The following is a 1,149-nucleotide window of genomic DNA, read 5'->3' as shown; positions in this document are numbered from 1 at the left end:
TCGAGCAGCTGACCCCGAACCCGACCCCTGCTCAAACCACGATCAATGATTCGGTCGACACCACTACCGCGACCCTGACGGCCAGCCCGTCGGTGACCGAAGGCGGCGTGATCACCTACACCGTGACTTTGAGCAACCCTGCTCAGACGCCGCTGACCGTGACTCTGTCCAACGGCCAGACCATCACTGTTGAAGCGGGCAAGACCCAGGGCAGTGTCGACTTCCAGACCCCGGTTAACGACGTCTACAACAACGGTTCCACCGTCAGCGTCACCATCGAGAACGCCACCGGCGGTAACTTCGAGCAGCTGACCCCCAACCTGACTCCGGCGTCGACTGTCATCAATGACAGTGTCGATACCGTCACCGTCAGCATCGTCAGCAATGGCAACGTGACCGAGGACCAGCAGCCGTCCTTCACAGTGAAAGTAAGCCAGGCACTGGACCGTCCACTGACTGTTACCCTGTCCAACGGCGACAAGGTGACTATCGAAGCCGGTAAAACCGAAGTCGAATACAAGGCCTCCGCCCAAGGCGATGATGTCATCAAGGACGCTGGCTCTCTCACCCTCAGCGTCACCAACGCCACTGTCCAGGGTGCCACCTTCGAGCACCTGGTCATCGGTGGCCCGGCTACCGTTGAAATCTCGGACACTATCAGTGAAGTCGTCGCCAGACTGACTGCTACACCTTCGGTAACCGAAGGTGGCGAGATCACTTATACCGTCACGCTGACCAACGAGGACGGCCTGCCGGTGGATAACCACTCGGCGCTGTACTTCACGCTAAGCGATGGCAAGACCGTTGTTGTGGTACCCGCCAACAGCAACACCGGCTCAATTACAGTCACTGCACCAGACAACGTGTATGTTGGCGCCAACGACCCGGTCGTGAAGGCTATTGCCGACGTCAGCGGTGCAGATGCGTGGAAGTTCGAACAACTGACCCTGGACAAGACCCCGGTCAGCACCACGGTTACCGATGAGCCAGGCACGCCAGGCAATCCAAACCCGGGTGGCGGTAACGAAGGTGACATCGTCAAGGTCACCATCACGGCTGACCAGGTATCGGTCGCCGAGAATGTGAAGCCGACCTTCACCGTGCACATCAACACTGCATTGGCCAACGACCTGGTTGTGACGCTGAGCA

Annotated in this window: 1 protein-coding gene; it reads left to right on the top strand. The window is 58.9% G+C overall.

The annotated features are described in order from the left end of the window. A partial coding sequence (locus HP547_RS25270; RefSeq protein ID WP_372242931.1) for an immunoglobulin-like domain-containing protein occupies positions 1-1,149 on the top strand: 1,149 nt, incomplete at both ends.

Origin of the sequence: Pseudomonas sp. CM27 (genome assembly GCF_013179515.1) — a bacterium.
Taxonomy (GTDB): Bacteria; Pseudomonadota; Gammaproteobacteria; order Pseudomonadales; family Pseudomonadaceae; genus Aquipseudomonas.
The sequence above is the reverse complement of the archived record's forward strand: the minus strand, read 5'-3'. Positions and strand labels throughout refer to the sequence as shown.